Below are 24,574 nucleotides of genomic sequence, written 5' to 3' on the forward strand. Positions count from 1 at the left end.
ATGGCCGCGGACAGCCCGGCCGGGCCGCCGCCGACGACCACGACGTCGTATTCCATCGACTCGCGTGGGCCGTATTGCTCGATGAGCGTCGGCTGTTGTGTTGTCATGGGAGGAGCCCTTCGGTGTTGCTCGCGAGCGTCTCTATGGCGATCGACACGAGCTGCGCGCCGGGGTCGGAAGTGCGCAGCGCGAGTTCCTCAGGCCGGCCTCCGAGCCACAGCGCATTCAGCGGGGCCAGCGTCACACCGTGCAGCAGGGCGCTTTCCACCTGCCACTGTCCCGCGAGGCTCAACAACAGATGCGTCGCGGCGGGCGTCACGCGCAGCGAATGCGATACGACGCTCACACGCGCGCGGCACGCGCTGCGCTTCGTCATCACGTTGAGTACCTTGAGCGGCTGCGCGTGCAGCTTGGCCCACACGTGCAGATCGCCGGAGAAGTGCACTGGTTGGCCGGTGTGAACCGGCAACTGGCCGTCCTGCGAATGCAGGTCGAACGCGGCGGCGTCGATCGGCAGCAGCGTGCGGTCATAGCCGGGAAATTGCGAGAACTTCGCCGGACCCTCGAGCGTCGCGATGCTGACGCGCCACGGCGCGGCCGCGCGCTGGTCCGCCTGCTGGCCATCGCCGCGCGCGACAGTCAACGTCGTGCCGTCGCCGTTTGCCCACGGCTCGGGCGCAAGCCGCGTGCAGTCGATGAACCGCACCGCGCTGCTAGCGACGGTGCGCGGCGCGCTCGCGTTGGTGCCCACGTTCGCGTCGGCGGAAGGGGAGGGCCTCATGGTGTTCATGCGCGCGGCGCCATCTGCAGCAGGCGCGCTTCGAGCGCGCCGACAACGTCGAACAGATCGCCGACCAGGCCCACGTCCGCGACAGAGAAAATCGGCGCGTCCGGGTCCTTGTTGACCGCGACGATGAATTTCGAGTCCTTCATGCCGGCCAGATGCTGGATCGCGCCCGAGATGCCGAACGCGACGTACACGTCTGGCGCGACGCTGCGGCCGGTCTGTCCGACCTGCGCGGCGTTCGGCGCATAGCCGGCATCGACGGCGGCGCGCGACGCGCCGAGCGCGGCGTGCAGATCGTCGGCGAGACGGCCGAGGCGTGCCATGTTGTCCTCTGACGCGAGTCCGCGTCCGCCCGCGAGCACTACGCGTGCGTTGCCGAGATCCAGGCCGCTCTGCGCGGCGGCGCGGCGTTCGACGAGGCGCGTGCCGGCAAACGGCGCGATTGGCGGCAGCGCGACGACTTCGGCATGGCCGCCCAGCGCGGCGACGGGTGCGAACGACGATGGCCGCACGCTCGCAAAGGTACGCGTGCTCGCGCTGTTCACCGTGGCGAGCACGCTGCCCGCATAAAGGCCGCGGACGAACTGCGTGCGCTCGCCAATCGCGGTCACGTCGGCGATGAAGCTGCCTTCCGCGAGCACAGCCGCGCGCGGCAACGCGGCGCGGCCGGCCGCGCGATGCGCGGCGAGTACATTCGAATAATCGTTCGCGAGCGCAAGCAGCTGGGCGGCGATCGTTTCGGGCGCGAGCGCGTCGCTTGCACCGGCCGACGCGACCAGCACGCGCTCGACGCCGGTCGCGCTCACGGCCGTCGTCGCGAGCGCGACGTCGAACACCAGCAGATCGACCGGCTGTCCCAGTTGTTGCGCCGCGCCCAGCACGCGCAGCGTCACGTCGGAAAGTGGCCCGACTTCACCATCGCACAGGACCAGGGTTCTCATCGTCAGGCTCCTACGGTTTCGAATACGCGTTGACCGGCGAGCGCGTTGAGCAGCGCCTCGACGTCGTTCACCTTGATGCCGGCTTTGCGGACCGGCGGATTGTTGAGCGTCAGCACGCGGGTGTGCGGCTCGGCAACGCCGCCGAGCGCGGCCGCTTCGAGCGTGACGAGAGGCTTCTGCTTCGCCTTGACGATGCTTGGCAAGGTCACGCGGCGCGGCTCCGCGAGACGCAGGTCGGCACTGACAACGGCGGGGCCGTCGAGCTGCCACGTCGAGGTGCCGGCATCGTCGCCGCAGCTCACGATCCAGCCGTCGTCGGCGGCGTCGAGCGCGCTGGCGTTAAGCGCCTGCGGCCAGCCGAGCAGCGCGGCGAGCATCGCGGCGACGCCACCGACGTCGCCGTCGATCGCCTGCTTGCCGCACAGCACGAGGCCGTATCCAACCTCGTTCATATGGGCGGCGACGAGCCGCGCGACCGCCGGCGAATCGAGCGTGGCGGTCGCCGCCCCGGTGTCGATCAGCACGGCGTCGTCGGCACCCATCGCGAGCGCGGTGCGCAGCACGTCCTGATGCGCGGGCAGGCCGCAGGTCAGCGCGGTGACCTGCGACGCGACGCCCGCTTCCTTCAGTTGCAGCGCGCGTTCGAGCGCGCATTCGTCGAACGGATTGAGCGACATCTTGAGCCCGGTCGTGTCGATCGAACCGGCGGCGTTCACGCGCACGCGAACGTTCGGATCGACCACGCGCTTGACGGGGACGAGTATGCGGATAGTCATCGATAGTTTCCTTCAGGGTCCTTCAGGTTCCAGTTCGCGTGAGGGCGTTGGGCGCGCGCTCACGACACCGCGCCGAGGCCGTACTTGCCGGTCAGCAGCGCGCCGCGCGCGAAGCGTTCGAGCGCATACGGTTCGAGCGACACGTCGGTCGCGAGGCCGAGCGCGTGTTGCGCGAGCAGCTTGCCGATGCCAGGCGACAGCTTGAAGCCGTGGCCCGAGAAGCCGAACCCGACCGTCAGTCCCGCGATGTCCGCAGCGCTGCCGAGCACCGGGTTCCAGTCGGGCGTGACGTCGTAGACGCCGGTCCACGACGACGCGAGGCCAGCCGTCTCGTAAGCGGGGAAGTGCTCGGCGACCTGCGCGCCGACTTCGGCCACGTAGTCGAGCGAGATCTCGCCCTGCTCCGTCTCGGGCGCGTTCAGCGCGTCGCCGACCACGCCTTCGGACACCAGCATCTGGCTGCCGCCGTAGCTGCGGAAATACAGCATGCCGGCCGTGCCGAGATCCTTGAATGCAGGCATCGCGAAGGTGTAAGGCGCGGCGTCGCATTCGAGCGCGAGCACCGTATGGCGCTCGGGCTTGACCGGCAGGTCCACGCCGATCCAGCCGGCAAGTTCCGGCGTCCAGATATTTTGCGTGCTGATCAGATGGTCGCAGCCGAAATTGCCGGCGCTCGTTTCGACGCCGACTACGCGACGGCCTTCGCGGGCTAGGCCGGTGACGCGCACGCCTTCCATGACCTTCACGCCACGCCGGCGCGCCGAGCGCGCGAAGCTGGTGGCGACGAGGTAGGCGTCGGCGAAGCCCGCTTCGGGCTCGAAGCCGATTAGCGCGGCGTCGTCGAAACGGGCAATCGGCAGGCGCGCCTGCGCGGCCTGGCGGTCGAGCAACTGCACCTCGATGCCCATCTCCTGCTGTGCGCGCAGCGATGCGGCGAGCGGGTCGAGTTTGTCGCCTTCGGGCGCGCAGATCATGTAGCCGCATTTGACGAGACCGCACGACGCTTCTTCGTCGCCGAGGTAGTCGGCGAAGTTGTTGAAGGCCCACCACGACGAGCGGGCCAGTTCGACGTTCTGGCGCACCGAGTAGTGGGTGCGCAGCAGCCCGGACGATTGTGACGTCGTGCCGGCGCCGATCGTGCCCTGATCGAGAACGAGTACGCTTTTCGCGCCGAGCGCGGCGAGATGGTGAGCGACGGATGTGCCGATCACACCGGCGCCGATCACGACATAGTCATAGTGGCTCATGGCCCCCCCTGGGTAGACGATGGAGCAGATTCTGCGGCGGCTGCGGGGGGTCTTTTTTTGTATTAGGCAAACTTATGGCTGTTCAGCGCAATCGCTCATCTTCGGAGTGCCCGCCGTTCATGGGGGCATGATGCGGAAGACGCGGCGGCGTCATTCGTACAGACCTTCGTGGAGTACCTCATGAGACGTACCCAGGCGCCTATCGACCTGAATGCTCTACAGGCCTTTCTCGCCGTCTGCGAAACCGGCTCGATGACCGGCGCGGCGAAGCAGCTCGGCGTCAGCCAGAGCGCGGTCAGCCAGGCCGTGGCCGCGCTGGAGCGCGACCAGGGCGTGGTGCTGTTCGACCGCGAGAGTCGGCCGCCGCGTCCGAACATGGCGGGCCGCGCGCTGCTCGAACTGGCCGGCTCGCTGCTCGAACATGCGCAGATGGTCAGCACACGAATCGGCGATGCGTCGCATGCGGGCACCTTGCCGGTGCGGCTCGGCTGCGTCGATTCATTCGCCGCCACCGTTGGGCCCGAGCTGATTCGCGCGGTGTCGGGCTCGACCCGGCAGATTGCGCTGTGGTCGGGATTGACGCCCGGTCTCAGCAGGCAGCTGCACGACCGCGAACTGGATCTGGCCGTTTGCACGCAGACGACGCTGAACGACGCGCGCATCGTCGAGGTGCCACTGTTTTCGGAAGCGTTCGTCGCGGTCGTGTCGCGCAACTGGCTCAACGAGCATCGCGGCGCGGACTGGCGCGCGCCCGCGCAGGACATGCCGATGATCCGCTATACGCCGCGGTCGGTGATCGGCCAGCAGGTCGAGCGCTATGCACGGCATCTGGGCATCGACAGCCCGCGCCGCTACGAATTCGATGCGACCGATCCGCTGCTGAGCCTCGTAGCTGCGCGGCTCGGCTTCGCGATTTCCACGCCGCTGTGCCTGTGGCAGGCGCGCCACTATCTGCCGGAGATCGCCGTGCTGCCGCTGCCGCCGGGGCGGCTCGGGCGGCGCGATTTCTTCCTGCTGCATCGCCAGGGCGAGTGGGACGGCTTCGCTCAGGAGATCGTCGCGCTGACGCGCCGTGTACTGGATGCATCGATCAGGCCGGCGCTCGCACGGGCGCTGCCGCAACTGCCGCAAGACGCGCTGAACTAGCCGCCTCCTCATCTTTTTTTGTGTACCAAAGGAGCAAGAAGATGTCCGAAATATTCTCGCTGCAACGAGGTGATGCGCCGCTCGTCGTGTCGATCCCGCACCTCGGTTCGGCGATTCCGCCGTCGCTGCGCGAGCGCTATACCTCCGCGGCGCTGACCGTCGCCGACACCGACTGGCATCTCGACCGCCTCTATGCGTTCGCCCGCGAGCTCGGCGCGACGGTCATCAGCGCGCAGGTGTCGCGCTATGTGATCGACCTGAACCGGCCGCCGAACGACGAGAGCCTTTATCCGGGGCAGACCACCACCGGTCTGTGCCCGGCCGAAACGTTTCGCGGCGAAGCGGTCTATCAGCCGGGCCGCGCGCCCGACGCTGCGGAGCGCGCGTCGCGTGTCGCGCGCTACTGGCAGCCATATCACGACGCGCTGACGACTGAACTCGCGCGGCTGCGCGCGCACCACGCGAACGTGTTGCTGTGGGAAGCGCATTCGATTGCGAGTGTTCTGCCGCGGCTGTTCGACGACAAATTGCCGGACCTCAATCTTGGCACCCTGGAAGGGCGCACCTGTGCGCCGACAGTGCAGCAGGCGGTGGTCGACGCAATGCGCGCGAGCAACTATACGTGGGTCGCCAACGGTCGCTTCAAGGGCGGTTACATTACGCGCAGCTTCGGCGCGCCGCAGCGCGGCATCCATGCAGTGCAGCTCGAGATGTGCCAGTCCACCTATATGGATGAGAGCGCGCCGTTCGACTACCTGCCGCAGCGCGCCGACGCGGTGCAGCCCACGTTGTTGCGCATGGTATCCGGGGCGCTCGGCGCGGTGCGCGCTTGCATAAGCGTTTCTGATACTGGAGCTTAAGCCCGCGTGCGCTTTCAGTGCGAACGCGCACGACGGGCAGGAAAACCACGCACCGACATCATGCAGCGCGCCCTGCGCGAATCGGCAGGTCACCGTGAGAACGAAGCAGGGACAGGACCGGCGTGCGCGCCCGGTGTTTAGTGGTAGGAATCTTTAGTTCATGTTGTTAAATATGGCATGGACGTTGCATAAGAAGTGGCAAGACCGGATTCAGTTCTTGCCGACGCCTCAATCGCCGCTGCCCGACGGATAGATGAAGACCGACAGCATCTGGATCGGCGTCTTGATGAGCCGCTCGGGACCGTGAGGAATATCGGCCTTGAAGGTGAGGGTGTCGCCGGGATGCAGGATGTAGGTTTGCTGGCCGTGCCGGTACTCGATCACGCCCTTGAGGATGTGGATGAATTCGGTGCCCGGGTGCTCAAAGGTCGGAAAGCGTTCCGCTTCGTCGTCGAAGGTGATCAGGAACGGTTCGAAGGACTTGCGCGGACCATGGTCGTAGGCGAGCAGATGGTAGGTGTGGCCGCGCTGGGTGCCTTTGCGCACCACTTCCATGCCGGTGCCTTTCTTGACGAACTGCGCATCGCCTTCAGGCACATCGAAGTTGCGGAACAGTGTGGATAGCGACACCCCAAGCGCCTGCGCGATGCGATGCAGCACGTCAAGCCCGGTCGAGGTCTGCGCGTTCTCGATTTTCGAGAGCATGCCCCGGCTGATGGCCGCCTGCTCAGCAACCTGCGCGATGGTCAGTCCGTGGCGCTGGCGTAGTTCGCGGATGGTCGAGCCAAGATAGCGCTCGAGGTGGGGCTTGCTGTCGTCTCCGGTGTGCATGGATGGGCCTCGGTGGAAAACCAGCAGCGTAGCAGGCAGGGTGCCCACTTGCGTGGCGGAGGTTTAATCGAGGGAATTGAAGTTTATTAGCAGGAATTTATGGAAAGAATTATGCGCGTGTGCGCGCAGGTATGCAGAACGGCCGGTATTCCCCACGACGGCCAGGCATGCCGGCGACCCGACCGGAAGCTGGCGCACCGCTCCATTAACCGCGGATCAGTTGCAAGGAGTGACGATGAATCTCAATGATGCAAAGCTACCGGTCGACGAACTGGGCACCGTGCCGTGCTTCGGCTCAGCAGAGGAAGCACAGGGCTGGCTCGGCCAGCAGGGCGTGAAATACGTATTGGCGCAGTTCGTCGATATTCACGGTGTAGCGAAGGCCAAATCGGTGCCGGTCTCGCATCTGAAGACGGTGCTCAAGGCGGGTGCCGGGTTTGCCGGCTTCGCGATCTGGGGCGTCGGCATTGAGCCGAACGGCCCCGACTTCATGGCGGTGGGCGACCTATCGACGCTCACGACGGTGCCATGGCAGCCGGGTCTGGCGCGCATTGTCTGCGATGGTCACGTTGAGGGAGAGCCATGGGCCTTCGATTCGCGCGTCACACTCAAACGCCAGGCCGCGCGCGTGGCCGAGCGCGGCTGGACGCTCTTCACGGGGCTGGAACCGGAGTTCTCGCTGCTGCGCCGCTCGGCCTCGGGCACGCTTGAACCGTGCGATCCGAGCGACACGCTGGCGAAGCCGTGCTACGACTACAAGGGGCTGTCACGCACCCGCGTGTTTCTCGAGCGTTTGACCGACGCGATGCGCTCGGTCGGCATCGATGTCTATCAGATCGATCACGAGGATGCGAACGGCCAGTTCGAAATCAACTACACGTACAGCGATTGCCTGACCTCGTGCGATCACTACGTGTTCTTCAAGATGGCCGCCTCCGAGATCGCCAACGATCTCGGCATGATCTGCTCGTTCATGGCGAAGCCGTTCGCAAACCGGCCCGGCAATGGCATGCACATGCACGTGTCGATCGGCGACGGCAAGCACAACCTGTTCGCCGATCCCGCGGATCCGCTCGGCATGGGCCTGTCGAAGCTCGGCTACCAGTTCACGGCCGGTCTGCTGAAGCACGCGCCAGCGCTGACCGCGCTGTGCAATCCGACGGTGAACTCGTACAAGCGGCTCGTGGTCGGCCGCTCGCTGACCGGTGCGACGTGGGCGCCCGCCTATGTCAGCTACGGCGACAACAACCGTTCGACGATGGTGCGTATGCCCGGCGAGCGCATCGAACTGCGTCTGCCGGACGGCTCGTGCAACCCGTATCTGGCGACGGCAGCGGTGATCGCGGCGGGTCTCGACGGCATAGACAGCGAGCTCGATCCGGGCGCACCGGCCAACGAAAACCTCTACCAGTGGTCGCCCGAGAGGCTCGCCGAACACGGCATCACGGTGCTGCCGCAGAACCTCGAACAGGCGCTTGACGCGCTCGAAGCGGACACGCTGATCTGCGACGCGCTCGGCCCCGTCGCGCAGGAATTCATCAAGCTCAAGCGGATGGAGTGGCTCGAATACATGCGCCATGTGTCCGATTGGGAACTCAAGAGCTACCTCGAATTTTTCTAAGGAGAATTTTATGTGCGGAATCGTAGGCTTGCTGGTCAAGACACCAGCGCTACGCGAGAAGCTCGGCGAATTGATGGTGCCGATGCTGATCGGCATGACCGAACGCGGTCCCGATTCGGCGGGTCTTGCCGTGTTCGGCAAGGAAGTGGGCGCGAGCCAGCGCAAGCTGAGTGTCTATGCGGGCTTTACCGATGAAGGCGCGCAGTTCCCGTGGCAGAAGCTGCTCGACGGTCTGAATCGCGCGATGGACGTGAACGCGCGCATCGACGCCAAGGCGAATCACGCGGTGCTGACGCTGCAAGGCGATCCGGAAGCGGTCAAGACGTGGCTCAGCGAGCAGTATCCGAAGCTGTATCTGCTGTCCACCGGCCGTTCGATCGATCTGTACAAGGACGTCGGTTCGCCGGCGGAAGTCGCGCAGCGCTACGACTTCACGAAGTTGAAGGGCTCGCACCTGGTCGGCCATACGCGGATGGCGACGGAATCGGCTGTGACGCCGGACCGGGCGCATCCGTTCACCGCGGGCGAGGATTTCTGCCTCGTGCACAACGGTTCGCTGTCGAACCCGTATGGCGTGCGCCGCAAGCTGGAGCCGCTCGGCATCCATTTCGACACCGATAACGACACCGAAGCTGCCTGCCGATTCCTCGAATGGCGGCTGCGGGAAGGCGACACGCTGCCGCAGGCGCTGCAGCGCGGCTTCGAGGAGCTGGACGGTTTTTACACGTTCCTGATGGGCACGTCGAGCGAGCTTGCGCTGATTCGCGATCCGTTCGCGTGCAAGCCGGCTGTCGTAGCCGAGAACGACGACTACGTGGCGATCGCGTCCGAGTTCCGCTCGCTCGCGCATCTGCCCGACATTCGCAACGCGAATGTTTTCGAACCCGCACCCGAGGAGATGTACGTATGGAAAGCGTGATTTTCGATCTGGAAAACCAGGGCGTGCGTGAACTGAACCAGTACCTGCACGGCGATGCGGAGAGCCTGAAGGGACAGCATGTCAACGTAAGCTCGCCGAACGGCGCGCACAACATCGCGGTCGGCGTGAACGCCGACGTGCGCATCACGATCGACGGCCACGCAGGTTATTACGCGGGCGGCATGAACCAGCACGCGGAGATCGTCATCGAAGGCAGTGCCGGCACCGGCGTCGGCGAGAACATGATGAGCGGCAAGGTGCACGTGCGCGGCTTCGCATCGAACGGTGCGGGCGCGTCCGCGCATGGCGGGCTGCTGGTGATCGACGGCGACGCAGGTCTGCGCTGCGGCATTTCGCTGAAGGGCGGCGATATCGTGGTGGGTGGCTCGGTGGGCAGCTTCTCGGCGTTCATGGCGCAGGCGGGCCGCATGGTGATCTGCGGCGACGCGGGCGATGCCCTCGGCGATTCGCTGTATGAGGCCGTGCTGTACGTGAAGGGCCACGTGAAATCGCTCGGTGCGGATGCGCAATTCGAGCCGATGACCGACGCCGATCTCAGTGCTGTGCGCGAGCTGCTCGACGCGGCCGGCCTCGATCACGACGCGGCGCACTTCCGCCGCATCGCGTCGGCCCGCACGCTCTACCACTGGAACGCAGACGCGGACCAGGAATATTGAAACCCCGCTGAATCTCGCTGAATACACGATCGAGAAGGTCCCCATGGAAATCAAACCGGTTCAATTCACGCGTCTGCAACAGGAAGAGTCCAGCACCTTCGACCGCAAGACCATCGACTACATTCACACGGCTGCGCAGCGCGGCCTCTACGAAATTCGCGGGCTCGGCTCGAAGAAGAGCGTGCCGCATTTCGACGATCTGCTGTTCCTCGGCGCGTCGCTGTCGCGTTATCCGCTCGAAGGCTATCGCGAGAAATGCAACTCGCAGACCGTGCTCGGCACGCGCTTCGCGAAGAAGCCGATCGTGCTCGACACGCCGGTCACGATTGCTGGCATGAGCTTCGGCGCGCTGTCCGCGAACGTCAAGGAAGCGCTCGGCCGCGCGGCGACCGCCGCCGGCACCTCGACCACCACCGGCGACGGCGGCATGACACAGGAAGAACGCCGCTCGTCGAAGACGCTGGTTTACCAGTGCCTGCCTTCGCGCTACGGCTTCAATCCCGACGACGTGCGCCGCGCCGATGCGATCGAAGTGGTGATCGGCCAGGGCGCGAAGCCGGGCGGCGGCGGCATGCTGCTCGGCCAGAAAGTCAACCCGCGCGTCGCGTCGATGCGCACGCTGCCGGCCGGCGTCGACCAGCGCTCGGCGAGCCGTCACCCCGACTGGACCGGCCCGGACGACCTCGCGATCAAGATCCAGGAATTGCGCGAGATCACCGACTGGGAAAAGCCGATCTACGTAAAGGTCGCGGCGACTCGCACCTTCAACGACGTGAAGCTCGCGGTGCATGCGGGCGCGGACGTGGTAGTGATTGACGGTATGCAGGGCGGCACTGCTGCCACGCAAAGCTGCTTCATCGACAACGTGGGCATTCCGACGCTCGCGGCCGTGCGCCAGGCAGTGGACGCGCTCGAAGACCTCGGTATGAAGGGGAAGGTGCAGCTGATCGTGTCGGGCGGCATCCGCACCGGCGCTGATGTCGCGAAGGCCCTCGCGCTCGGCGCGGACGCGGTGGCGATCGGCCAGGGCGTGCTGATGGCGCTCGGCTGCAACAGCGAGAGCTACTTCCAGAACGGCGCGCTGCATCCGGCGGTGGCGGACTACGCGGCGCTGAACACCGCGCCGGGTTTCTGCCATCACTGCCATACGGGCAAGTGCCCGGTCGGCGTGACGACGCAGGACGTGATCCTCGAAAAGCGGCTCGAACCGGACGAGGGCGCGCGTCGCGTGAAGAACTATCTGAAGACGCTGACGATGGAACTGACCACCATCGCGCGTGCGTGCGGCAAGCAGAACGTGCATCACCTGGAGCCGGAAGACCTGGTCGCGCTGACCGTCGAAGCGGCTGCGATGGCGCGGGTGCCGCTCGCGGGCACGCCGTGGATTCCGGGGATGAATCTGCGTTGAAGCACCGGTAGCAGGCAGTCAGTAGCAAATCGGCGCGCGCTGGCGAGGAGGCCGTTGCGCGCGGCTTTCCACGCGCGAGCGGGCTCCCCGCCAGCGCCGTATCCAGCTTTCATCTCAACCGCGTCTTGTGATGGCCGTGCGCAGCACGCGTCGCATCCGGCGCATTTCGACAGGCTCGTGTAATGAAAAAACTGGGCTCACTCCTCGCAGTGGCTGGCGTACTGGCGTTTTCGATTCCGGCGCTCGCGCAGGGCGCGGCCGCGCCGGCGCCGAACAAGGGCGACACCGCATGGATGATCGTCGCAACGCTGCTCGTCGTGATGATGGCGGCGCCGGGTCTCGGTCTCTTTTACGGCGGCATGGTGCGCGCGAAGAACATGCTGTCGGTGCTGATGCAGACGCTCGTGGTCTTCTGTCTGCTCGGCGTGCTGTGGGCCGTGTACGGCTACAGCATCGCGTTCACCGAAGGCAATGCGTTCTTCGGCGGCTTCAGCAAGCTGTTCCTCAACGGCGTGACGCCCGACAGCACCGCGCCCACCTTCAGCAAGGGCGTGGTGATTCCCGAATACATCTACGTGTCGTTCCAGCTGACCTTCGCGGCGATCACGCCCGCGCTGATCGTCGGCGGAATCGCGGAGCGCGCGAAATTTTCCGCGGTGCTGGCCTTCATGGTGCTGTGGTTCACGTTCTCGTATCTGCCGATCGCGCACATGGTCTGGTACTGGCCGGGCCCCGACGCGTACACGAGCGCGGCAGCTGCCGACAAGGCCAATGCGACTGCGGGCTTCCTGTTCCAGAAGGGAGCGCTCGACTTTGCGGGCGGCACGGTCGTGCACATCAACGCAGGCATCGCGGCGCTGGTCGGGGCGATCATGATCGGCAAGCGCGTCGGCTACGGCCGCGAGCACATGGCGCCGCACAGCCTGACGATGACAATGATTGGCGGCTCGCTGTTGTGGGTCGGCTGGTTCGGCTTCAACGTCGGCTCGAATCTCGAAGCGAATGGCGCGGCCGCGCTGGCCTTCGTGACGACGCTGCTCGCGACCTGCGCGGCGACCGTGTCGTGGACTGTCATCGAATGGACCTTCAAGCGCAAGCCGTCGATGCTCGGCGCGGTGTCCGGCGCGATTGCGGGGCTCGTCGTGATTACGCCGGCCTGCGGCTTCGTCGGCCCGATGGGCGCGATCGTGATGGGCTTCATCGCGGGCGGCCTGTGCTACTGGGGCGTGAATGGCCTCAAGCGGCTGCTCGGCGTCGACGATTCGCTCGACGTGTTCGGCGTGCACTGCGTCGGCGGCATTGCTGGCGCACTGCTGACGGGCGTGTTCGCGTCGCCGAAGCTGGGGGGCACCGGTGTCTACGACTACGTCGCCGGCAAGGTCGGCGAATACGACATGGCCGGCCAGCTGATCGCGCAATGCTGGGGCGTGGGCACGTCGCTGGTGTGGTCGGCGGTGGTGTCGGTGATTGCGTTCAAGCTCGTCGATCTCGTGATCGGCCTGCGCGTCGATCAGGACGGCGAGCGCGAAGGGCTCGATGTCAGCTCGCATGGGGAGTCGGCTTATCACGGGTGATGGGTCGACCGATGCATCGACCCTCGTAGCGGGCCGCATCGGCCCGCTACAGTGCCTCCCCCTGTGTGCGAGGCTGACGCGGCCGTGCCTCTGCGGCGCCCTGGGACGCTGTTGCCAACGCTGGCTATGCCGGTCCGACCAGCGGCAAATCCTCGGCGGCACATTTATTTTTGATCGTTTTATTGTACGTCATAGTATGGCATACCATAACTTAAGGGGAATCGATTCGCGCTGCACTGCGAATTGATCCGTTATCCGAATGGTTGCCGCGCACCAGCCGAACGAGCCGAATCGTCAATGCGAAGCAGTCGGCTGGCTGAACGAAAACACAACGAAACCACCACACGTAACCACAATCACCTTCTTCCCGGAGAAAGACATGAGCAGCAGAAGCATCCCGCTGTTTGCACCGCTTGCCGTTCTTTGCGCGATAACGCTTGCGGCAGGACCGGCCCTCGCCGCGGACCCGATCGTGTTCACGAGCTGGGGCGGCACCACGCAATCGTCGCAGCAGAAGGACTGGGCGCAGCCGTTCACGCAGGCGAGCGGCATCAACGTGCTGATGGACGGCCCGACCGACTACGGCAAGCTGAAGGCGATGGTCGATAGCGGCAACGTCAGCTGGGACGTGGTGGACGTGGAGGGCGACTTCGCATACGCCGCGCAGAAAGCTGGCCTCGTTGAGCCGATCGACTACGCGGTGGTGAAGAAAGACGAACTCGACCCGCGCTTCACCAGCCCCGGCGCGGTGGGCAGTTTCTACTACTCGTTCGTGCTCGGCTACAACAAGTCGAGCTTCAAGGGCGCGCAGCCGCAAACGTGGGCCGACCTGTTCGACACGAAAAAGTACCCGGGCAAGCGCACGTTCTACAAGTGGTCCGCGCCGGGCGTGCTCGAAATCGCGTTGCTCGCGGACGGCGTGCCGGCGAACAAGCTCTATCCACTCGACCTCGACCGCGCGTTCAAAAAGCTCGACACGATCAAGAGCGACATCGTCTGGTGGAGCGGCGGCGCGCAGTCGCAGCAGTTGCTGGCGTCGGGCGAAGCACCCATCGGTATGTTCTGGAACGGGCGTCTCCATGCGCTCGAACAGACAGGCATGCCGGTCGGCATTTCGTGGAATCAGAACCTGACGGCCGCCGACATGCTGGTGGTGCCGAAGGGCGCGAAGCACAAGGCTGAGGCGATGAAGTTCCTCGCCGCGGCGACGAGTCCCGAGGCTCAGGCAAAGTTCGCGCAGGACACCGGCTACGCGCCGATCAACGTGAAGTCGGCCGCAATGATGCCGCGGGCTGTCGCGAGGACCATGCCGGATCAGTACAAGGCCTCGCAGATCAACCTCGACATGAAGTACTGGGCCGACAATCGCGATGCGATTGCGAAGCGCTGGTATGCGTGGCAATCGAAGTAAGGCAACACGGCATGCGCGCTCGGCGCCTGTGAAGACACCGCACGCCGCGCACGCCAGAACTGGAACATGCAGGAGGCACCCATGCCCAACGTATTGAGTAGCGTCACGCATCCGCCTGCGCCGTCCGCGCGTCGGCGGCGCGACTGGCGCAACATCCGTCTGCTGATACCGGGGCTCGTGCTCCTTGTGATTTTCTTCATGCTGCCGGTGCTCTCGCTGCTGCTGCGCAGCGTGCTCGAGCCGACGCCGGGTCTGCATAACTACGAGCAACTGCTCGGCTCGTCCACGTATCTGCGCGTGTTCGGCAACACGTTTCTCGTCGCGACCGTCGTCACCGTAGTGACGGTGGCGATTGGTTTTCCCACCGCGTGGCTGCTCGCCATTGCGCCGCGCAAGCTGAGTTCGCTGCTGTTCTCGGTGATGTTGCTATCCATGTGGACCAACCTGCTCGCGCGCACGTTCGCTTGGATGGTGCTGCTGCAATCCACCGGACCCATCAACCGCATGCTGATGGCGCTCGGCATCATTCACGAGCCGCTCGCGCTGGTCAACAACCTGGTCGGCGTGACGATCGGCATGACGTACATCATGCTGCCCTTCCTGATCATGCCGCTCCATGCAACGCTGCGCAGCATCGACCCGTCCACGCTGCGTGCCGCCGCCGTCTGCGGTGCGAGCCGCTGGCAGGCGTTCTGGCAGATTCTCGTGCCGCTCGCCATGCCCGGCATCGCCTCGGGCGCACTGATGGTGTTCGTGATGGCGCTCGGCTACTTCGTCACGCCCTCGCTACTCGGCGGCGCGCAATACATGATGCTCGCCGAACTGATCGCGCAACTTGTGCAGGAGCTGCTGAACTGGGGTCTTGCCGGCGCTGCCGCGCTGGTGCTGCTCGCGGTGACTCTGTCGCTTTACGCGCTGCAATTGCGGATGACGCGCAATGCGAGCGACGGTCTCGGAGGCAGATGAGATGTTGCTCGATTTCGACCGTCTTGGCGCGTTGCGCTATGCGCTTCTGGCGATGGGCGCCGCTGTCGCACTGTTTCTGCTGCTGCCGATCGTGTTCATCGTCGCGCTGTCGTTCGGCGATTCACAATGGCTGATCTTTCCGCCGCCGGGCTGGACGCTCGAATGGTATCGGCAGCTATTCACCGATCCCGGCTGGCTCGACTCGCTGCTCACCAGTGCGAAGCTCGCGGTTATCGTGACGGTGCTGTCCGTGCTGATCGGCTTTCTGGCATCGCTTGCGCTGGTGCGCGGCAGATTTCGCGGCCGCAACGTCGTCAAGGCGTTCTTTCTGACGCCGATGGTGCTGCCGGTGGTGGTACTGGCCGTCGCGCTGTATGCGTTCTTCCTGCGAATCGGCATGAACGGCACGATGACGGGTTTCGTAATCGGCCACCTGATCGTTGCGCTGCCGTTCTCGATCATTTCGATCAGTAATTCGCTGGCGAGCTTCGACACCGCGCTCGAAGACGCCGCGCTGATCTGCGGCGCGTCGCCGCTCGAAGTGAAACTGCGCGTGACGGTGCCCGCGATCCGTCTCGGCCTGTTCGCCGCCGCGATTTTCGCGTTCCTCGCGTCGTGGGACGAGGTCGTGGTATCGATCTTCATGTCTAGCCCGTCGCTGCAGACGCTACCGGTGCGAATCTGGGCAACGCTGCGCCAGGACCTGACACCGGTGGTTGCCGCAGCATCCTCGTTGCTCGTTGCACTTACGACCATTCTGATGCTGGCGGGCGCCACGTTGCGCCGCGTCCGCTAGCACACGAATACACGGACACTCGAACTACGCCTTAACAGAGGTGATGCCATGACCACCGCATTCCTGCAAATCCAGCGTCTGCGCAAGACTTACGACGATGTCGTCGCCATCGACCAGATTTCGCTCGATGTGCGAAAGGGCGAGTTCATGACGTTTCTCGGGCCGTCGGGCTCGGGCAAGAGCACGACGCTCTACATCGTTGCGGGCTTCCAGGAGCCGACCGAAGGCCGCGTGCTGCTGGACGCCAAGCCGCTGCTTTCCGTCGCGCCAAACAGGCGCAACATCGGCATGGTGTTTCAGCGCTACACGCTGTTTCCACATTTGACGGTCGGACAGAACGTGGGATTTCCGCTGCGCGTGCGCCGCCGCCCCGAAGCGGAAATCCGCAAGAAGGTGGATCAGATGCTGGAACTCGTGCATCTCGGCGAGTTTCGCGACCGCATGCCCGCGCAACTCTCGGGCGGCCAGCAGCAGCGGGTGGCGATTGCGCGTGCGCTCGCTTACGACCCGCCAGTGCTGCTGATGGACGAACCGCTCTCCGCGCTCGACAAGAAACTGCGTGAAGAGATTCAACTGGAACTGCGCCGCATCCACCAGGAAACCGGTGTGACGATTCTCTACGTGACGCACGACCAGGAGGAAGCGCTGCGTCTGTCCGACCGTATCGCGGTGTTCAACAAAGGCTGCATCGAACAATGCGGCACTGGTGAAGAGCTTTACGCGAATCCGGCTTCGCGGTTCGTGGCGAACTTCATCGGCAATTCCAACTTTCTGCCGGTCAGGGTCACGGCGCGCGACGCGGCGCAGTCGAGCGCGGTGTTTCCGAGCGGCCATGCGGTCTCGGCGGCGGGCGACATGGGGCTAGCCGTCGGCAAGGACGGCACGCTGATGGTGCGCCCCGAGCAGATCCGCATTCGCGCAGCCGAGAGGGCGGCGAGCAGCGTCGGCCTCCCCGTCACCGTGCGCGACATCACGTATCTCGGCGACGCGATGCACTACTCCGTGACTACGCCGTGGGAACAGGATATGTCCGTGCGGATGGCGGTGGGCGAGCATCGCGACAGCGGCCTCGTGATCGGCACGCAGGCGTGGATCGACTGGGATACGCGCGACACGCGTTTCTTCGCGCAGGCTTGAACGGTTACGGCAAGGCGTGATCCCACCTTCCCTGAAAGTCAAGCGGCGCACCGCCACGCTGCGTGAACTTGCGCTCGAAGAAAGTGCGCAGCGCGATCTTCGACTCGCTCCACTATTCGGGCGACCGGCTGGTGGAGTGCACCCTGTGCGAAGAACTCGGCGTGAGCCGCACGGTGGCGCGTGAAGTGCTGCGTCACCTGGAAACGGAAGGGCTGGTCGATACGCCGCCGAATCAGCGGCCGATTGCCGCGTCCGCGTAACGCGAGCCGTAACAGAAGCAGACTTCCCAGCGCACGGGCCTTAACGATCCGGAAGGCCTGCGGGACGATCTGCTGCGCCTGCACGGTATGGCGCATGCGCTCGTCAACGGTGCGAGCTTCGCGGCAACAACCCGGGACGCGTCGATTGTCGAACAGATCGAGGGTGTGCTCGACCAGATCGATCACTTTGTCGCCGGGCTTTTATCGATCCGTGATGCACTGCGCCCGCTCGAAGCGCTCCGTCATGAAGATATGGCAGGCCCGGATCGCGATTGAGCTGAAAGCGAATCTCCCCCGGTACGTATCCGTCAGAGGAGCGTGGAGTGACGCCCCGATCCAGCAACTATGCTGCAAGCAATGCGATGACGGGTCGTTCCTGCACGGCCGTGCCTGGCGTTGCAAGTGCCGATTCGATGCGGTGTTGCGCGAACGGATCGGCGGCGTCGATGTAGCGCATCGCCGAACGCACGTCTTTCCAGCCAACGTACTGCATCAGCATTTTCAGATCCCAGCCGTTCGAGTTGGCCCACGTTGCGAAGCCCCGCCGTAGCGAATGGCTGCTGTAGCTGTCCGGCGCGGCCAGGCCTGCCGCCTGGAAAAGCGCACGCAACAGCGGCACGAAGCTGCCCGCATGCAGTCCCTCGTCGCTGATGTTTCCCCAGCGGTCAATGCCCCGGAACACGGGCCCCTCCGTCAGGCCGGCCGCCGCAATCCACGCCTCGTAAGCCGTCACCGGACACAGGCGTGAAAGCGCCGGGGCCTTGAAGGTCGTGCCCAGCTGCGCGCGGTCGCCTTTCGTGCGCGGCAGGTACAGTGTCATGCCGCGGCCCGCCTCAACGGCTACGTGCTCGATCCGCAGCCGACTGAGTTCGTCGGAGCGAAAGCCGCGCCAGAAGCCCAGCCGCACCAGGGCCCGGTTGCGAATGCACGCGAGGCGCTCGCGCTCGTCTGCTACCCTGGCGATCTGCTCATCGAGCCAGGCTGTGAGCTTTTCGAGCTGCGCGAGCTGCATGGGCTTCGCCCGCTTCTCGGTTGCGGGATGCAGCGCAACGATGCCTCTGAGAACCTTGCGTACATGCGGTGCCTTCGTCGGATCCGGAAAACCCTGCGTCTGATGCCATTGCGCGAGCGCTGCAAGCCGCGAGCGCAGGGTATTGATAGACAGGGTTTCTGCGTGATCCGCAAGGTACCGCGCGATCATGTCAGCGCTCGCGGGCAGAAAACCGCCCCATTCAACCTCGAAATGCCGGAGCGACGACTGGTAACTGCGCCTGGTGTTTTCGCGCGTCGCGGCTTCGACGTAGCGATCGATGGCAGACATGGCTCGTGGGTAAAATCAGGTGATCTGTATCGGAGACGATGATATGCAACAACGAACGTGTGCGCCAGCCGGCGTGCTCGATGGAAGCCAGGGTTTCGGCCGGTGAAGCAATGAACGAAGGCAATGTGCTACAGGCAGACTGGGAAAATTCCACGCGCGCGGAACTGCTCGCGGAACTCACCCGCCTGCAGGCCGAAATCGCGCGGCTCACCGCCCTGCTGCCGGCGCAGGCAAAGCCCGTGCGGGTGGCCCGGAGCACGCCATCGCCAGCAGTGCGAAGCACGGGCGCCCCCGTACTTTCGCCTGAGCAGAAGGTACAACTTTTCCGGCGGCTGTTTCGCGGCCGCACGGATGTCTATCCGCTACGCTGGGAAAGCCGCAACTCCGGAAAATCCGGCTACGCGCCGGCGTGCGCCAACGAATGGCGCGCCGGGATCTGCGAAAAGCCCCGCATCCGGTGTGCCGACTGCGGGCATCGTGTACTGCTGACGCTGGACGACCAGGTCGTCTATACGCACCTGGCCGGCGATCGCACAGTGGGCCTCTATCCACTAATGCCGGACGGCACCTGCTACCTGCTCGCTGTCGACTTCGACGAGGAAGGCTGGCGTGAAGATGCGCAGGCATTCCGGCAATCCTGCCTCGAGATGGACGTGCCCGTATCGCTCGAAATCTCGCGTTCAGGCAACGGCGCTCACGCGTGGATCTTCTTCTCGTCGGCCGTTGCTGCACGTGACGCGCGACGGATGGGCTCAGCCATCATCAGCCACACCTGTACCCGGACCCGTCAGCTCGAACTGACGTCCTATGACCGGCTCTTCCCGAACCAGGATGTGCTGCCCAAAGGCGGCTTCGGTAACCTCATCGCCCTGCCGCTGCAGAAGCAGCCACGCGAACATGGCTGGAGCGTGTTTGTCGATGACGGCTTTCAGCCGTACGCTGACCAGTGGTCGTATCTCGCGTCCGTGCAAACCATGGACGGCCGGGACATCGAGGGGGTGATCTTTCGCGCCACGGGCGGTGCGCACCCGCTCGACGTCGCGTTCATCTCCGAGGAGGACCAGGCCGAACCGTGGAAGCCAGCACCCGCGCAGCCGAAGCGGCTGGCCGGAACGATGCCGGCGTCGCTCACACTGACGCTCGCGAACCAGCTTTATCTTGAAAAGGCGCAGCTTCCGCAGGCACTGCTCAACCGGCTCATCCGGCTGGCCGCCTTCCAGAATCCGGAGTTCTACCGGGCCCAGGCGCGCGGCTTCAGCGTATGGGACAAGCCACGCATCATTGGGCGCGCCGAGAACTGCCCGCGCCACATTGCATTGCCGCGCGGATGCCTTGACGACGTCATGACGCTACTGCGCGATAACGACATCGCCTGCGACGTCCGCGACGAGCGCTGCACCGGCGAGCCGCTTGCAGTTCCGTTTGCCGGCACGTTGCGCGATGACCAGCAAGCGGCCGTCACCGACTTGCTGCGACACGACACCGGCATCCTGCATGCGCCGACGGCGTTCGGCAAGACCGTGACGGCGGCCGCGATGATCGCGCAGCGAGGCGTCAACACGCTCGTGCTTGTGCACCGCCGGGAGCTGCTTGACCAGTGGCGCGAGCGCCTGCAGTCGTTTCTCGCACTCGACGCGCGCGAGATCGGCACGATCGGCGGCGGCAAGTCGAAGGCGACGGGCCGGATCGATGTCGCGATGCTGCAATCCGTGGCACCCGATGGTGCTCGCGGCGAGCTGTTGCGGCGTTACGGCCATGTCATCGTCGATGAATGTCATCACATCTCCGCGGATTCCTTCGAGGCCGTGCTAAAGGGCGTCAATGCACGCTACGTGCTCGGCCTGACGGCGACGCCGGTGCGGCGCGACAGCCAGCAACCGGTGATGTTCATGCTGTGTGGACCGATCCGGCATGCGGCGAAATCGCCCGCTGGCGCGCCGCAGGTGCTTGAGGTCTTCCCGCAAAGGCTCACCTCCGCAGTGGACGTCGCGGCCGACGCGCCAATCCAGGCGGTGTTCGCTCAGCTCGCGCAGGACACCCCGCGCACGCAGATGATCGCGGCGGCTGTACGTGAACTGTACGGGCAGGGGCGGAACGTGCTGGTTCTCACCGAGCGGACGGACCATCTCGAAAGCCTGCAGCAGATGCTGCAAGACACGGTACAACCGCTGTTCGTGCTGCACGGTCGCCTCGGCCGGAAAGCGCGGGTGGCACAGCTGGCTGCCCTTGACGCGCTGGCCGGTGACACGCCCCGCGTGGTGCTGGCGACTGGCAGGCTCGTAGGTGAAGGCTTCGACCATCCGGCGCTGGACACGCTGGTGCTGGCCATGCCGGTTGCGTGGAGGGGCACGCTGCAGCAGTACGCCGGCCGGCTGCACCGCGAGCATGCGGGCAAGACCGGCGTACGGGTGATCGATTATGCGGATGGCGGCCATCCGGTGTTGCAGCGCATGTGGGAGAAACGCCAGCGCGGCTACCGGGCAATGGGCTATCAGGTCCGCACGCCCGGAGAAGATATCCAGCTCCAGTTGGCCTGAAACCGGTGGTGAATTCGTATTCCCTATCGTTTCTTGCTGTTTGCTGTCACCGGCACGTTAGTCGTCGCGCATTGCAGACTGAAGACCGAGGTGCTCGACGAACGGATCGAAATCCCGGTCGCTGAAGAGCAGCGGCGCACCGTTTTCAATGCACCACGTCGCGATCAGCGTATCGATGGTTTTGCGGATCGTTACGCCCTGCGCTCGCAAGATACGGTAATTCCGGGCCGCCTGAATGGCGTTATCCGGCCCCACCAGCGAGACGACATCGAATCGCGTCGTCATCAGCTGCCGGGCAGTATTGAACGCCGACTCGGCGGCAAATCCCTGTAGCACCTCGGCGACGATCAGGTCGCCGGTGACCAGCACCTCCCGGCCTAGCAGGGCATCCAGTCTGCTGGCTTGGGGTGAAGCCAGCCCCCGGAAGTAGTCGATCCACACGCTTGAATCGACGAGTATCACTGATCGCGCCTCATTGCATCCAGGTCGCCTTCCCACGGTAATTTGCCGCGGAACTGGCGAATCTGCTCCTGCTGCTTGAGCCGGATGATCGTTTTCAGGCCGAGCTCGACCGCTTCACGTTTGGTCCGGATGCCCGTTGCGGCAAGCGCTTCGGCCATCAACCGGTCGTCGATCTCGATATTGGTACGCATGGCGCGCCTCGTAAATGTGTATAAAAAAATTAAATTATACACATCAAACGCTTGTGGTCCACGCTCCGGGTTGCGACATCCCAATTTGACCAGCAATCCCCCGGAGATCGTCCATTTCCATATTTCGTACCGGTTGTGCGGCGGAACAAGCCGGATTCGGACCGTCACACTGGATAATCCGCCTTTATCGCAGGCCAGTAATGCCCACATCAGGCCGCTCTTGGCCGCATGCAGTGACACGTATATACATGGTACGTAATACAGTACGATATTCGAGCGAAGAAGCAGATGGCCCGTACCGGTCTTACACGCATGGACGTAAAGCGCGCCCGCGACGCGTTGCTCGCGCAGGGGCAGCACACATCGATCGACGCGATACGTATCGCGCTCGGCAACACGGGCTCGAAAACCACGATCCACCGGTACCTGAAGGAACTGGAGGAAGATGAGGGCGCCTCACTCACACGCGCCGGGTCGCTCTCGGACGCGATCCAGGATCTGGCGGCCCGGCTCGCGGCCCGCCTGCACGAAGAAGCACACGCCCTCGTCGAACAGCAGGCCGCCGCTGCGGCCGCGCAGCGCCAGCAGGCGCAGTCCGAAATCGCAAGGCTCGGCGCCGAGCTGGCCACGGCGCGGGAGCTACTCTCTGGCGCGACCGCTGCCCTTTGTGCGGAGCAGGAGGCGCACGCCGGGACTCGCGTGGCACTGCATCAGCGCGACCTGGACGTCGAGCGGCTCACCCAGCAGGTAGGCGACCAGACCGAGCGCCTTGCCGAGCAGGAAGGCTTCCGCCTGTCGCTTGAGGCCAAGCTCATGCATGCGCGCGATGCCCTTGAGCACTTCCGCACGGCCGCGCGCGAGCAGCGCGAACAGGAAGCGCACCGACATGAGCAGCAGGTCCAGCAGGTGCAGGCTGAGCTACGTCAGGCGAACCAGACGGCCATCGTCCGGCAGAACGAGATCACACAGTTGAACCGGGACAACGCGCGGCTCGTCGCAGAAGCGACGGCCACGACCCGGCTCGCACGCGATCAGCAGGCGCATGGCGAGGCGCTGCAGTCCACCCTCAATCGTGCGCTCACCGATCGGGCGCGCGCGGAGGCCGAGCGCGACGCGGCGCAGGCGGCAGCCGATGCGCGGGCAGCCGAGCTGCTCCAGCTACGCGAGGCTCGCGACTTGCTCCGCGCAGACCTCACTAAGCTGGCCGCGCAGCTCGAAGCGCAGCAGCAGCTCCTGGTGGACTACCGGATGCGGCTGGGCGGCGCGGACGCGGCTGGCTGAAAGCGCCGCATCGCGTGCCGAAAGGACGTCAGAATGGCAACGCGCACGCCTTTCGGCGCTTGCCATGAAGCATTCCGGCTTTCGCGTCGGCCCGGAGTTTCATGGCTCCGGCGGGTTGCGCACCAGCACATTCACCTTCTTCTCTTCCATGCGCTTCGCTACGGGAATCAGGCATGAGCGAATACCAATACTACGAGCTTGCATGCGTCGACCAGCTGCTTACGGCGACCCAGCAGGCAGAGTTGCGCAGTTTCTCCACGCGGGCCACGATCACCGCCTCAAGCTTCGTCAACGAATATCACTGGGGAAATCTCAAGGGCGACCCGCTCGAGTGGGTACAGCAATATTTCGATGCCCACGTCTACTCCTCCAACTGGGGGAGCTGCCGCCTGCTTCTTCGCCTGCCGCACGGGACGTTTGACGCGGCGACCATCGGCGACTACGTCAAGGCGGGACGAAAGAGGCGCTCCCGTTTCGAGAAAGCATTCGAGGCCATGGACGTCGATGACTGGTGCATCCTCGACTGGTCGTTCGACGATGACTCGGGCGAACACGCCCGCTTCTCGGAGGAGATGGATGGTGCGGGGTGGATGACGCGCCTGCTGCCAGTACGCGACGAGCTGCTCGGCGGCGATGCTCGCCCGCTTTATCTTGGGTGGCTTGCCCGACTCGGGAATGATGAGCTACACGATGACGAAACCGAACCGCCGGTGCCTGCGGGATTACAGGCGTTGACGCCCGCACAGGTAGCACTGGCCGAGTTTCTGATGCTGGATGCGGATTGGCTCGCCGCCGCCGCCGCCGCCGAGGCCAGCCCGTCATTACTGGCCCCAGAATCCAGTGGGAGCGAAGACCGTCGCCTTGATCCCTGGTTACGTGAGTTGCCGGTTGAGGAAACGCGGGCGAAACTGCGCATGCTGCTACAAGGACGCAGCCGTGAAGCGGAGAGAACGCTTCGAAACGCTTTTCTCAAATGGGAGAAGGGTAGGAATGCAAAGCAATTGAATTTGCCTAGGCGCCGTCGAATATCCGAAATCGAATCAAGGGTCGCCTCTCATCGTGCCATCCGTGAAAAAAGGGAGCAGCAAGCACGCCAGGCGGCGGAGGCCCGTCGTCGTGAGGAACGCACACGGTACCTCACATCCCTTCTCGAGCAGGAAGACACGGCGTGGTCAAGCATCGATGCACAACTGCGACGCACAACGGGCAGCGCCTACGATCAGGCATTCCAGAAGTTGCAGGATCTCGCCGAAGCGTATGAAAACGCCAGGCGGGATGCCGTATTCCGGCGTCGTCTGGCGCAATTGATGTCAAGTCATGGCAAGCGGGGAGCCTGGCTTGCCCGGCTGGAAAAAGCGGGGTATTTGTGGCAACCCAAGTCTTAGCCTCCCTGGCCTGACCTGCTGCATCATTTCCGCAAATCTG

General features: G+C 64.7%; 23 protein-coding genes and 1 pseudogene. 16 read left to right on the forward strand and 8 right to left on the reverse strand.

The genetic code is table 11. From position 1 onward, the window contains the following. Window positions 1–103: 103 nt before the first annotated feature. The 4 genes from SB764_RS33380 to SB764_RS33395 form a co-directional block, all read right to left on the reverse strand. Window positions 104–790 (reverse strand): HutD family protein, encoded by a 687-nt coding sequence (locus tag SB764_RS33380; protein ID WP_336754332.1) that lies wholly within the window; start codon window positions 788–790, stop codon window positions 104–106. Then, window positions 787–1,728 (reverse strand): electron transfer flavoprotein subunit alpha/FixB family protein, encoded by a 942-nt coding sequence (locus SB764_RS33385; protein WP_410866008.1) that lies wholly within the window; start codon window positions 1,726–1,728, stop codon window positions 787–789. Before SB764_RS33385 ends, SB764_RS33380 begins: the two co-directional genes overlap by 4 nt. A 2-nt stretch (window positions 1,729–1,730) precedes the next feature. Continuing rightward, window positions 1,731–2,498 (reverse strand): electron transfer flavoprotein subunit beta/FixA family protein, encoded by a 768-nt coding sequence (locus SB764_RS33390; RefSeq protein WP_410866067.1) that lies wholly within the window; start codon window positions 2,496–2,498, stop codon window positions 1,731–1,733. Window positions 2,499–2,563: 65 nt separating this feature from the next. Beyond that, on the reverse strand, window positions 2,564–3,751 hold the full coding sequence (locus tag SB764_RS33395; RefSeq protein WP_410866009.1) for an NAD(P)/FAD-dependent oxidoreductase: 1,188 nt from the start codon (window positions 3,749–3,751) through the stop codon (window positions 2,564–2,566). A 180-nt stretch (window positions 3,752–3,931) separates the two neighbouring features. On the opposite strand from SB764_RS33395, the gene SB764_RS33400 reads away from it, so the two are divergent. Together SB764_RS33400 and hutG are read left to right on the forward strand one after the other, a co-directional pair. Next, window positions 3,932–4,897: a LysR family transcriptional regulator gene (locus tag SB764_RS33400; RefSeq protein WP_410866010.1), complete on the forward strand. Its 966-nt coding sequence runs from the start codon at window positions 3,932–3,934 to the stop codon at window positions 4,895–4,897. Window positions 4,898–4,938: 41 nt separating this feature from the next. Further along, complete coding sequence (gene hutG / locus SB764_RS33405; RefSeq protein ID WP_410866011.1) at window positions 4,939–5,757, forward strand: N-formylglutamate deformylase; 819 nt, start codon at window positions 4,939–4,941, stop codon at window positions 5,755–5,757. 228 nt (window positions 5,758–5,985) lie between these two features. Here the strand turns inward: hutG and SB764_RS33410 are convergent, their stop codons facing one another. Continuing rightward, window positions 5,986–6,588, reverse strand: a complete 603-nt coding sequence (locus SB764_RS33410) for an XRE family transcriptional regulator (RefSeq protein WP_336754327.1) — start codon at window positions 6,586–6,588, stop codon at window positions 5,986–5,988. A 235-nt stretch (window positions 6,589–6,823) separates the two neighbouring features. Here SB764_RS33410 and glnT point away from each other — a divergent pair, with 235 nt between their 5' ends. From glnT to SB764_RS33465, 11 genes and pseudogenes are all read left to right on the forward strand, one after another. Continuing rightward, a complete protein-coding gene (gene glnT / locus SB764_RS33415) occupies window positions 6,824–8,209 on the forward strand; it encodes a type III glutamate--ammonia ligase (RefSeq protein WP_410866012.1) in 1,386 nt (461 codons plus the stop codon). Between the two features lie 10 nt (window positions 8,210–8,219). After that, window positions 8,220–9,128: a class II glutamine amidotransferase gene (locus SB764_RS33420; protein WP_410866013.1), complete on the forward strand. Its 909-nt coding sequence runs from the start codon at window positions 8,220–8,222 to the stop codon at window positions 9,126–9,128. Beyond that, window positions 9,116–9,805 (forward strand): protein glxC, encoded by a 690-nt coding sequence (locus SB764_RS33425; protein WP_336754324.1) that lies wholly within the window; start codon window positions 9,116–9,118, stop codon window positions 9,803–9,805. The genes SB764_RS33420 and SB764_RS33425 overlap by 13 nt, the downstream gene beginning before the upstream one ends. 43 nt (window positions 9,806–9,848) lie before the next feature. Next, the gene (locus SB764_RS33430; RefSeq protein ID WP_336754323.1) at window positions 9,849–11,213 is read left to right on the forward strand and encodes an FMN-binding glutamate synthase family protein; all 1,365 of its coding nucleotides are present in this window, start codon (window positions 9,849–9,851) and stop codon (window positions 11,211–11,213) included. Between the two features lie 182 nt (window positions 11,214–11,395). Then, on the forward strand, window positions 11,396–12,787 hold the full coding sequence (locus SB764_RS33435; protein WP_336754322.1) for an ammonium transporter: 1,392 nt from the start codon (window positions 11,396–11,398) through the stop codon (window positions 12,785–12,787). Window positions 12,788–13,166: 379 nt separating this feature from the next. After that, entirely contained in the window at window positions 13,167–14,198 is a 1,032-nt protein-coding gene (locus SB764_RS33440; RefSeq protein WP_410866014.1) for an ABC transporter substrate-binding protein, read from the forward strand. A gap of 81 nt (window positions 14,199–14,279) precedes the next feature. Continuing rightward, on the forward strand, window positions 14,280–15,164 hold the full coding sequence (locus SB764_RS33445) for an ABC transporter permease (protein ID WP_336754320.1): 885 nt from the start codon (window positions 14,280–14,282) through the stop codon (window positions 15,162–15,164). 1 nt (window position 15,165) lies between these two features. After that, window positions 15,166–15,960, forward strand: coding sequence for an ABC transporter permease (locus SB764_RS33450; RefSeq protein ID WP_410866015.1), 795 nt, complete (start codon window positions 15,166–15,168; stop codon window positions 15,958–15,960). Window positions 15,961–16,008: 48 nt separating this feature from the next. Further along, window positions 16,009–17,097: an ABC transporter ATP-binding protein gene (locus SB764_RS33455; protein ID WP_410866016.1), complete on the forward strand. Its 1,089-nt coding sequence runs from the start codon at window positions 16,009–16,011 to the stop codon at window positions 17,095–17,097. Then, window positions 17,063–17,348, forward strand: a pseudogene (locus tag SB764_RS33460) (GntR family transcriptional regulator); the annotation flags it as partial. The gene SB764_RS33455 and the pseudogene SB764_RS33460, both read left to right, overlap by 35 nt. A 96-nt stretch (window positions 17,349–17,444) precedes the next feature. Next, window positions 17,445–17,633, forward strand: a complete 189-nt coding sequence (locus SB764_RS33465) for a hypothetical protein (protein ID WP_410866017.1) — start codon at window positions 17,445–17,447, stop codon at window positions 17,631–17,633. A 67-nt stretch (window positions 17,634–17,700) separates the two neighbouring features. Here the strand turns inward: SB764_RS33465 and SB764_RS33470 are convergent, their stop codons facing one another. Continuing rightward, window positions 17,701–18,678 carry a site-specific integrase gene (locus tag SB764_RS33470; RefSeq protein WP_410866018.1) on the reverse strand — a complete coding sequence of 326 codons (978 nt, stop codon included), beginning with the start codon at window positions 18,676–18,678 and terminating at the stop codon, window positions 17,701–17,703. An 80-nt stretch (window positions 18,679–18,758) separates the two neighbouring features. On the opposite strand from SB764_RS33470, the gene SB764_RS33475 reads away from it, so the two are divergent. Then, complete coding sequence (locus tag SB764_RS33475) at window positions 18,759–21,215, forward strand: TOTE conflict system archaeo-eukaryotic primase domain-containing protein (protein WP_410866019.1); 2,457 nt, start codon at window positions 18,759–18,761, stop codon at window positions 21,213–21,215. 57 nt (window positions 21,216–21,272) lie between these two features. On the opposite strand, the gene SB764_RS33480 is transcribed toward SB764_RS33475, so the two are convergent. Together SB764_RS33480 and SB764_RS33485 are read right to left on the reverse strand one after the other, a co-directional pair. Continuing rightward, the gene (locus tag SB764_RS33480; RefSeq protein ID WP_410866020.1) at window positions 21,273–21,713 is read right to left on the reverse strand and encodes a PIN domain nuclease; all 441 of its coding nucleotides are present in this window, start codon (window positions 21,711–21,713) and stop codon (window positions 21,273–21,275) included. Next, window positions 21,674–22,078, reverse strand: a complete 405-nt coding sequence (locus SB764_RS33485; RefSeq protein ID WP_410866021.1) for a type II toxin-antitoxin system VapB family antitoxin — start codon at window positions 22,076–22,078, stop codon at window positions 21,674–21,676. The genes SB764_RS33480 and SB764_RS33485 overlap by 40 nt, the downstream gene beginning before the upstream one ends. 78 nt (window positions 22,079–22,156) lie before the next feature. On the opposite strand from SB764_RS33485, the gene SB764_RS33490 reads away from it, so the two are divergent. After that, the gene (locus tag SB764_RS33490) at window positions 22,157–23,149 is read left to right on the forward strand and encodes a DNA-binding protein (RefSeq protein WP_410866022.1); all 993 of its coding nucleotides are present in this window, start codon (window positions 22,157–22,159) and stop codon (window positions 23,147–23,149) included. A 173-nt stretch (window positions 23,150–23,322) separates the two neighbouring features. Beyond that, window positions 23,323–24,534, forward strand: coding sequence for a hypothetical protein (locus tag SB764_RS33495; protein ID WP_410866023.1), 1,212 nt, complete (start codon window positions 23,323–23,325; stop codon window positions 24,532–24,534). Window positions 24,535–24,574 lie beyond the last annotated feature (40 nt).

Source organism: Paraburkholderia sp. SIMBA_027 (assembly GCF_046535315.1).
Taxonomy (GTDB): Bacteria; Pseudomonadota; Gammaproteobacteria; order Burkholderiales; family Burkholderiaceae; genus Paraburkholderia; species Paraburkholderia tropica.

Coding starts and splice junctions, on each gene's coding strand:
- SB764_RS33410 (WP_336754327.1), bottom strand. CDS start 6,588: ATGCACACCGGAGACGACAGCAAGCCCCACCTCGAGCGCTATCTTGGC.
- hutG (WP_410866011.1), top strand. CDS start 4,939: ATGTCCGAAATATTCTCGCTGCAACGAGGTGATGCGCCGCTCGTCGTG.
- SB764_RS33430 (WP_336754323.1), top strand. CDS start 9,849: ATGGAAATCAAACCGGTTCAATTCACGCGTCTGCAACAGGAAGAGTCC.
- SB764_RS33440 (WP_410866014.1), top strand. CDS start 13,167: ATGAGCAGCAGAAGCATCCCGCTGTTTGCACCGCTTGCCGTTCTTTGC.
- SB764_RS33420 (WP_410866013.1), top strand. CDS start 8,220: ATGTGCGGAATCGTAGGCTTGCTGGTCAAGACACCAGCGCTACGCGAG.
- SB764_RS33400 (WP_410866010.1), top strand. CDS start 3,932: ATGAGACGTACCCAGGCGCCTATCGACCTGAATGCTCTACAGGCCTTT.
- glnT (WP_410866012.1), top strand. CDS start 6,824: ATGAATCTCAATGATGCAAAGCTACCGGTCGACGAACTGGGCACCGTG.
- SB764_RS33435 (WP_336754322.1), top strand. CDS start 11,396: ATGAAAAAACTGGGCTCACTCCTCGCAGTGGCTGGCGTACTGGCGTTT.
- SB764_RS33395 (WP_410866009.1), bottom strand. CDS start 3,751: ATGAGCCACTATGACTATGTCGTGATCGGCGCCGGTGTGATCGGCACA.
- SB764_RS33495 (WP_410866023.1), top strand. CDS start 23,323: ATGAGCGAATACCAATACTACGAGCTTGCATGCGTCGACCAGCTGCTT.
- SB764_RS33470 (WP_410866018.1), bottom strand. CDS start 18,678: ATGTCTGCCATCGATCGCTACGTCGAAGCCGCGACGCGCGAAAACACC.
- SB764_RS33475 (WP_410866019.1), top strand. CDS start 18,759: ATGGAAGCCAGGGTTTCGGCCGGTGAAGCAATGAACGAAGGCAATGTG.
- SB764_RS33490 (WP_410866022.1), top strand. CDS start 22,157: ATGGCCCGTACCGGTCTTACACGCATGGACGTAAAGCGCGCCCGCGAC.
- SB764_RS33380 (WP_336754332.1), bottom strand. CDS start 790: ATGAACACCATGAGGCCCTCCCCTTCCGCCGACGCGAACGTGGGCACC.
- SB764_RS33425 (WP_336754324.1), top strand. CDS start 9,116: ATGGAAAGCGTGATTTTCGATCTGGAAAACCAGGGCGTGCGTGAACTG.
- SB764_RS33450 (WP_410866015.1), top strand. CDS start 15,166: ATGTTGCTCGATTTCGACCGTCTTGGCGCGTTGCGCTATGCGCTTCTG.
- SB764_RS33385 (WP_410866008.1), bottom strand. CDS start 1,728: ATGAGAACCCTGGTCCTGTGCGATGGTGAAGTCGGGCCACTTTCCGAC.
- SB764_RS33445 (WP_336754320.1), top strand. CDS start 14,280: ATGCCCAACGTATTGAGTAGCGTCACGCATCCGCCTGCGCCGTCCGCG.
- SB764_RS33455 (WP_410866016.1), top strand. CDS start 16,009: ATGACCACCGCATTCCTGCAAATCCAGCGTCTGCGCAAGACTTACGAC.
- SB764_RS33465 (WP_410866017.1), top strand. CDS start 17,445: ATGGCGCATGCGCTCGTCAACGGTGCGAGCTTCGCGGCAACAACCCGG.
- SB764_RS33485 (WP_410866021.1), bottom strand. CDS start 22,078: ATGTGGGCATTACTGGCCTGCGATAAAGGCGGATTATCCAGTGTGACG.